Origin of the sequence: Streptomyces sp. FH025 (assembly GCF_017427025.1) — a bacterium.
Taxonomy (GTDB): Bacteria; Actinomycetota; Actinomycetes; order Streptomycetales; family Streptomycetaceae; genus Kitasatospora.
On record NZ_JAFLNG010000344.1, the window covers coordinates 1 to 8,017 of the forward strand.

The 8,017-nt window shown below is 73.1% G+C and carries 8 protein-coding genes; all 8 read left to right on the forward strand.

Going from position 1 to position 8,017, the window contains the following annotated elements; genetic code table 11:
- Positions 1 to 398, forward strand: a 398-nt coding sequence (locus tag J0670_RS22950; protein WP_207813534.1) for a LytR C-terminal domain-containing protein, incomplete at its 5' end; no start/stop codon positions are given.
- Between the two features lie 119 nt (positions 399 to 517).
- On the forward strand, positions 518 to 967 hold the full coding sequence (locus tag J0670_RS22955; protein ID WP_207813535.1) for an SRPBCC domain-containing protein: 450 nt from the start codon (positions 518 to 520) through the stop codon (positions 965 to 967).
- Positions 968 to 1,134: 167 nt separating this feature from the next.
- On the forward strand, positions 1,135 to 1,935 hold the full coding sequence (locus tag J0670_RS22960) for a VOC family protein (RefSeq protein ID WP_207813536.1): 801 nt from the start codon (positions 1,135 to 1,137) through the stop codon (positions 1,933 to 1,935).
- Positions 1,936 to 2,032: 97 nt separating this feature from the next.
- Positions 2,033 to 2,779 carry an HAD family phosphatase gene (locus J0670_RS22965; protein WP_207813537.1) on the forward strand — a complete coding sequence of 249 codons (747 nt, stop codon included), beginning with the start codon at positions 2,033 to 2,035 and terminating at the stop codon, positions 2,777 to 2,779.
- Between the two features lie 100 nt (positions 2,780 to 2,879).
- On the forward strand, positions 2,880 to 5,285 hold the full coding sequence (locus J0670_RS22970; RefSeq protein ID WP_207813538.1) for a glycoside hydrolase family 65 protein: 2,406 nt from the start codon (positions 2,880 to 2,882) through the stop codon (positions 5,283 to 5,285).
- Positions 5,286 to 5,398: 113 nt separating this feature from the next.
- On the forward strand, positions 5,399 to 7,111 hold the full coding sequence (locus tag J0670_RS22975; protein ID WP_207813540.1) for a pyruvate dehydrogenase: 1,713 nt from the start codon (positions 5,399 to 5,401) through the stop codon (positions 7,109 to 7,111).
- An 82-nt stretch (positions 7,112 to 7,193) separates the two neighbouring features.
- Positions 7,194 to 7,829 carry a helix-turn-helix domain-containing protein gene (locus tag J0670_RS22980; protein WP_207813539.1) on the forward strand — a complete coding sequence of 212 codons (636 nt, stop codon included), beginning with the start codon at positions 7,194 to 7,196 and terminating at the stop codon, positions 7,827 to 7,829.
- Between the two features lie 31 nt (positions 7,830 to 7,860).
- Positions 7,861 to 8,017: DUF6126 family protein (locus tag J0670_RS40580; RefSeq protein WP_374223148.1), on the forward strand; the 157-nt coding region annotated here is incomplete at its 3' end.

Below are 8,017 nucleotides of genomic sequence, written 5' to 3' on the forward strand. Positions count from 1 at the left end.
ACAACGGGACGACCTTCAACGGCCTGGCCGGCAAGGCGACGGAGCAGCTGAAGACCGCCAAGTTCACCGCCACCACGGCGGGTCAGGGGGCGAGCACCAAGGCCAAGACCACCACGATCGAGTACGGCTCCGGGCAGAAGGCCAACGCCGAGAAGGTCGCCGCGCTGTTCCCGGGCGCCGACCTGGAGCCCAGCAGCGCCCGCGGCATCTCGGTGATCGTCGGCCAGGACTTCGCGGCGGCCATGGGCATGTCCACCGGCACGCCCGCCGGCGGCACGGCCGCCACCACCCCGGGCGTCCAGGCGCCCCCGCAGCCGCTGCCGACCACCGTCACCAACGACGCCCGCTCGGCGGACGACGACATCTGCGCGAACACCACCTACGGCAGCGGCGGCTGACCGCCCCGACCGGACGGGCGGCACGACCCCCGGACCGGCGCCTTCCCGGGCGCGCGGGCCCGGGGGTCGTGCCATCGTTTCGGGGAGAGGGGGGCACCGGCCACCGAGAGGCGGACCCCATGCCCGAGATCGCCATGCAGTTCGACATCGCCGCCCCGCGGCCCGTCGTCCTCGCCGCGCTCACCACGCACGACGGGCTGACCAGCTGGTGGACGGACGCCGTGGACCGCGAGGGCGACGTGCTGCTGTTCGACTTCCCCGACGTCCCCGAGCCCTTCCGGCTGCGCCTGGAGCGGTCCGACCCCGACCGGGTGGTGTGGGCCAACGCCGGATCCTTCCCTCCGCACTGGGCCGGTACCTGGATCAGCTGGGAGCTCGCCGACCAACCGGACGCGCCCGAGCGCACCCGGCTGCTGTTCCGGCACGGCGGCTGGCAGCCGGGCAGCGAGGAGGGCGTCCCGATGGTGGCCGGCACCTGGGCCGAACTGCTGGTCCGGCTCAAGGACTACGCGCAGAGCGGCAAGGTGCAGCCGCTCTTCGTCACCACCCGGCACCACGACGAGGAGTGACCGGCCGCTGACCGGTCGCCCGCCAGGGCGCCGTCCGGTGGCGGGAACGCGACGGCGGGCCGAAGGTGGGCGGTGTACCGCCGTTCGCGCGGACGGCGCCACCGGGCGGGCCGAGCGCCCGCCCCGACGACCACCGCCGGCCACCACCGCCTCCGGGAGGCCCAGCAATGCCCGTAGTCACCGATCCGTACAACCCCGGCACCCCGTGCTGGGTCGACCTGATGGCGAGCGACCAGCAGGCCGCGCTCGACTTCTACCGCGACCTGTTCGGCTGGCAGGGCAAGGTCGGTCCGGCCGAGTACGGCGGCTACGCCGTGTGCACGCTGGGCGGCCGCCCGGTCGCCGGGATCATGGCGCGCTCAGGGCCCGAGGGCCAGCCGCCGCCGCCCGTCGCCTGGACCACCTACCTCGCCTCGGACGACGTCGACGCGACCAGGGCGTCCATCGTCGGGGCCGGCGGCACCGTCCTCTACGACCCGATGGACGTCGGCACGATCGGCCGGATGCTGGTCGCCGCCGACCCGACCGGCGCGGTGTTCGGGGTCTGGCAGGCGATGGACTTCATCGGCGCGGGCGTGGTCAACGAGCCCGGCGCGCTGGTGTGGAACGAGCTCAACACCGCCGACACCGAGACGGCCGGCCGCTTCTACCTGCCCGCGCTCGGCCTGCGCCCGGCCACCATCCAGGGCATGGACGGCTACTACTCGCTGAACGTCGGCGACCGCACGGTGGGCGGCATGCAGGCGATCCCCGGGTACCTGGCGGCCGGCACCCCCTCGCACTGGATGACGTACTTCTCGGTGGACGACACCGACTCCGTCGTGGACGCCCTGGTCAAGGCCGGCGGTTCGGTGATCCAGCCGCCCTTCGACATGCAGTCCGGCCGGATGGCGGTCGTCCAGGACCCGCAGGGCGCGGTCTTCTCGGTGATCCAGGCCCCCGAGGCGCAGATGCCCGACTCGCCCTGATCCCGCGCGGCACACGCGGCACACGGAGGCCGCCCTTCCGGCGACGCGCCGCCGGGAATGGGCGGCTTCCCCCGCGTTCCCGGGTAAGACTGCACCCATGCTGGGGCTACCGGACGACATCCGTGCTTTCCTCTTCGACCTCGACGGGGTGCTCACCCAGACCGCGAAGGTGCACGCCGCGGCCTGGAAGGACACCTTCGACACCTTCCTGCGCGCCGAAGCCGCCCGCACCGGCGGGCAGTTCGTCCCCTTCGACGCCGTCACCGACTACGACACCTACGTGGACGGCCGCCCGCGCCTCGACGGCACCCGGGCCTTCCTGCGCAGCCGGGGCATCGACCTGCCCGAGGGCACCGAGGGCGACCCGCCGAACGCCCGTACCGTGCAGGGGATCAGCCGCGCCAAGAACGACACCGTGCTGCGGTTGATCCACGACCAGGGCGTGCGCGCCTACGACGGTTCGGTGGCGTACGTGCACCGGCTGCGCGCGCTCGGGCTGCCCAGCGCGGTGGTCTCCTCCAGCGCCAACTGCCGGGACGTGCTGCGCTCGGCGGGCATCCTGGAGCTCTTCGACGTGATCGTGGACGGCGTGGTCGCCAAGCAGCGGCGGCTGCCCGGCAAGCCCGCCCCGGACACCTACCTGTACGCCGCCCGCGAGCTGGGCGTCGAACCCGCGCACGCCGCCGTCTTCGAGGACGCGCTCGCCGGGGTCGCCTCCGGCCGGGCCGGAGGCTTCGGCGCGGTGGTCGGGGTCGACCGCGTCGGGCAGGCCGCCGAACTGCGCCGCGACGGCGCCACCGTGGTCGTCCAGGACCTCGCCGAACTGCTGGGGGAGGAGGCATGAGCGAGCGAAGCATGGGGGTCCCCCCGGCCGGAGGCTGGGGGAGAATCATCAAGAGGTGCGTCTGGGCGAATGCCCTTGCCGAGCGCAGCGAGGTGGGCGCATGAGTCCTGCCGACAACTTCGCGATCGACCCGTGGCAGATCGCCGAACACGGCCTGGACCTGGCCGCGATGGCCCGCGCCGAGTCCGTCTTCGCGCTCTCCAACGGCCACATCGGCCTGCGCGCCAACCTGGACGAGGGCGAGCCGCACGGCCTGCCCGGCACCTACCTCAACGGCGTCTTCGAGCTGCGCCCGCTGCCGTACGGCGAGGGCGGCTACGGCTACCCGGAGTCCAGCCAGAGCGTCATCAACGTCACCAACGGCAAGATCATCCGACTGCTGGTGGACGACGAGCCCTTCGACCTCCGCTACGGCGAACTCCTCAGCCACAGGCGGTGGTTGGACTTCCGTGAGGGCCTGCTGCACCGCGAGGCCGAGTGGACCTCCCCGGCCGGCCGGACCATCCGGGTGCGCTCCTCCCGGCTGGTCTCGCTCACCCAACGCGCCATCGCCGCCGTCGAGTACAGCGTCGAGGCGGTGGACGGCCCGGTGCGGATCGTGCTCCAGTCCGAGCTGGTCGCCAACGAGCAGCTGCCCGGCGGCCCCGAGGGCGACCCGCGCGCCGCCGCCGTCCTGGAGGCGCCGCTGCAACCCGAGGCGCACCACGCGAGCGACACCAAGGGCGTCCTGGTGCACCGCACCCGCTACAGCGGCATCCGGGTCGCCGCCGGGATGGACCACGTCATCGAGGGCCCCGAGGAGTTCGACACCGTCGCCGAGTCCGAGGCCGACCACTGCCGGATCAGCGTCACCACCGTGCTCGACCCCGGGCAGCGGCTGCGCCTCGCCAAGTTCATCGCCTACGGCTGGTCCGGCACCCGCTCGCTGCCCGCCGTCCGGGACCAGGTGGAGGCCGCGCTGACCGCCGCCCGGTACACCGGCTGGGACGGCCTGGTCGCCGAACAGACCGACTACCTCCGGGAGTTCTGGGAGACCAGCGACGTCGAGATCGAGGGCGACGTCGAACTCCAGCAGGCCGTCCGGTTCGGCGTCTTCCACGTCCTCCAGGCCGGCGCCCGCAGTGAGGAACGGGCCATCCCCGCCAAGGGGTTGACCGGCCCCGGCTACGACGGGCACAGCTTCTGGGACACCGAGACCTTCGTCCTGCCGGTGCTCACCTACTGCCTGCCCGGCGCCGTCAGCCAGGCCCTGCGCTGGCGGCACACCACCCTCCCGCTCGCCCGCGAGCGCGCGGCCCAACTCGGCCTGGCCGGTGCGGTGTTCCCCTGGCGGACGATCCGCGGCGAGGAGTGCTCCGGGTACTGGCCGGCCGGTACCGCCGCCTTCCACATCGGCGCCGACATCGCCGCCGCCGTCGCCCGCTACATCCGGGCCACCGGGGACGAGGAGTTCGAGCGCGCGTGGGGCCTCGAACTCCTGGTCGAGACCGCCCGGATGTGGCGCTCGCTCGGCCACCACGACGTCGCCGGCAAGTTCCGGATCGAGGGCGTCACGGGCCCCGACGAGTACAGCGCCGTCGCCGACAACAACGTCTACACCAACCTGATGGCGCAGTCGAACCTGCGCGCCGCCGCCGAGGCCGCCACCCGCCACTCCCGCGAGGCCGCCGCCCTCGGCGTCGACACCGAGGAGACCGCCGCCTGGCGCGACGCCGCCGCCGCGATGTACATCCCGTACGACGCGGACCTCGGCGTCCACCCGCAGGCCGACGGCTTCACCCACCACCAGGTCTGGGACTTCGAGAACACCCCGCCCGAGAAGTACCCGCTGCTGCTGCACTACCCGTACTTCGACCTGTACCGCAAACAGGTGGTCAAGCAGGCCGACCTGGTGCTCGCCATGCAGGTCCGCGGCGACGCCTTCACCGACGCGCAGAAGGCCCGCAACTTCGCCTACTACGAGCGCCTGACCGTCCGCGACTCCTCGCTCTCCGCCTGCACCCAGGCCGTCATCGCCGCCGAGGTCGGCCAGCTCGACCTCGCCTACGACTACACGGCCGAAGCGGCGCTGATGGACCTGCACGACCTCGGCGGCAACACCCGCGACGGCCTGCACATGGCCTCGCTCGCCGGGGCCTGCATCGCGCTGGTGGCCGGCTTCGGCGGCCTGCGCGACCACGGCGACACGCTCGACTTCCGGCCCCGGCTGCCCTCCGGGCTCTCCCGGCTCTCCTTCTCGCTGCTGGTGCGCGGCCAGCTGCTCGGCGTCCGGATCACCCACGAGGGGACGACGTACACGCTGCGCCGCGGCGAGGTGCTCCACCTGCGGCACGACGGCGAACTGGTGCAGGTCAAGGCCGGCGGTCCGGTCACCCTGCCGACCACCGTCCCGCCCTCCCAGGAGCGCTGCGCCCAGCCGCCCGGCCGTGAACCCGCCCGCCGCCAGCCCCAGGCCGGCCTCGCCGCGGGCAAGCTCGGCCAGCACGACCACCTGGCCGCCGAATAGCCCGCGTTCACCCGTTCGGCACGCTCCGGCTGCACCTGGACCCTCCCCGGCGGAGGGTTCAGGTGTCCCGCGGCTACCGAAGGAGTGCACCCGTGGCGAGCGTGGCCGAACAGATGGTGGAAGTACTCCGGCAGGCCGGGGTGGAGCGGGTCTACGGGGTCGTCGGCGACAGCCTCAACCCCGTCGTGGACGCGATCCGCCGGGCCGAGGGCATCAGCTGGGTGCACGTCCGCAACGAGGAGGCCGGCGCCTTCGCGGCCGCCGCCGAGGCCGAGCTCAGCGGCCGCCTCGCGGTCTGCGCCGGCTCCTGCGGCCCCGGCAACACCCACCTGATCCAGGGCCTGTACGACGCCCAGCGCAGCGGCCTGCCCGTCCTCGCCCTCGCCTCGCACATCCCGTCCGGGCAGATCGGCACCGGCTTCTTCCAGGAGACGCACCCCGAGCGGGTGTTCACCGACTGCAGCAACTGGTGCGAGATGCTCTCCACCCCCGCCCAGCTGCCCCGGCTGCTGCGGGTCGCCATCCAGCACGCGCTCGGCTCGCACGGCGTCTCGGTGCTCGCCTTCCCCGGGGATGTCGCCGCCCTCTCCACCGCCGGGCCCACCGGCACCAGCCACTTCCTCACCGAACAGGCCGTCGCCGCCCCGCCCTGGTCCCAGGTCCAGGAGCTGGCCCGGCTGCTCAACGCGGCCCGCAAGGTCGCCCTGTTCTGCGGCGCCGGGGTGCGCGGAGCGCACAGCGAGGTGATGGAGGTCGCGCAGGCGCTGAACGCGCCGGTCGGGCACTCGCTGCGCGGCAAGGAGTGGATCCAGTACGACAACCCGTACGACGTCGGCATGAGCGGTCTGCTCGGCTACGGCGCCTGCCACGAGGCGCTGCACTCCGCCGACCTGGTGCTGCTGCTCGGCACCGACTTCCCGTACGACTCCTTCCTGCCGCAGGCGCGCACCGTCCAGGTCGACCACGACGCCACCCGGCTCGGCCGCCGCACCGCGCTCGAACTGGCCGTGCACGGCGACGTCGCCGCCACCCTGCGGGCCGTGCTGCCGCTGCTGGACGCCAAGTCCGACCGCTCCTTCCTGGACGGCATGCTGCGCAAGCACTGCAAGTCGCTGGAGGACGTGATCGGCGCCTACACCCGGGACATCGAGAAGCACGTGCCGATCCACCCCGAGTACGTCGCCTCGGTGCTGGACGAGGTCGCCGCCGAGGACGCCGTGTTCACCGTCGACACCGGCATGAACAACGTCTGGGCCGCCCGCTACCTCCAGCCCAACGGCCGCCGCCGGGTGATCGGCTCCTTCCTGCACGGCTCGATGGCCAACGCCCTTCCGCACGCGATCGGCGCCCAACTTGCCTGCCCCGGACGGCAGGTGATCGCGATGGCGGGCGACGGCGGGATCGGCATGCTGCTCGGCGAACTGCTCACCGTGGCCAAGCACCGGCTGCCGGTGAAGACGGTGGTGTTCAACAACGGCGCGCTCGGCATGATCAAGCTGGAGATGCTGGTCTCCGGCTACCCGGAGTTCGAGATCGACAACGGGAACGTCGACTACGCGGGCATCGCCCGGGCGATGGGCATCCCGGCCAAGCGGGTCGCCGAACCGGCGAGGGTCCGGGAGGTCCTGGAGGAGGCGCTGGAACGGCCCGGCCCGGCGCTGGTGGACGTGGTCACCGACCCCAACGCGCTGTCCATCCCGCCGTACATCACCGCCGCCCAGCTGAAGGGCTTCGCGCTGGCGGCCAGCCGTACGGTGCTCTCGGGCGGCGTCGGACGCATGATCGACCTGGCCCGCAGCAACCTGCGCAACATCCCCCGGCCGTGAGCGGCGATTCCTGGAATTTGGGCTGTTTTGCCTCCGGGGCAAAATTCTTGCCCGTGAGGCACGCGAGGTGTCCACTGGACACATGACCACCAGCACCACCGGCGCCCACGACGCGGCCGACCAGCTCGACGACCAGGAGGTCGTCGGCCTCGCCGCCCGTCTCCGCGAGCACCGGCTCAGCAGCCGCCTCACCCTGGAGGTGGCAGCCGCGCGGGTCGGACTCTCCCCAGCCTATCTGTCCCGCCTGGAGACCGGCCGCCGGCAGCCCTCGCTGCCCGTGCTCCTCGGCCTCGCCCGCGCGTACGGCACCTCGGTCTCCGGTCTCCTCGGCGAGACCATGGTGGAGCCCGACCCGGTGGTCCGCGGCGGCGCCATCGAGCCGGGCCGGGCCGGCGGCTGGGGCTACCGCCGGGCCGGCGCCCCGGGCCGCGCCATGCAGGCCCTGCGGGTGCACGTCCCGCCGGGCGTCCAGGACGCGGTGGTCCGGGTCCACCCCGGTGAGGAGTGGCTGTACGTCCTGAGCGGAGCGCTCCGCGTCACCCTCGGCGACCGCGTCCACCACCTCGCCGTCGGCGACTCCGCCCACTACGACTCGCTCACCCCGCACTGCATCGCCGCCGAGTCCGAGGACGGCGTCGAACTGCTCTTCGTCCACACCCTGCTGCAGAGCCCCGGCGGCGAGCTCTGCCTCGGCGGCGGCCCCGCCGCGACCCACTGACCTGCCGTCAGACCCCTTGGAGGAGATCCCCATGGCCGATCCCACCACCACCGCCGCCACCGCCGACCAGGCCCCCGACACCGTGGCCGGCCCGAAGACGATCGACGCCGGCAAGTGGGCCAACAAGAGGGTCTACCACCGCCTGGTGATCTACACCGTGGGGTGCCACGCCTTCGCCGGGTTCATCA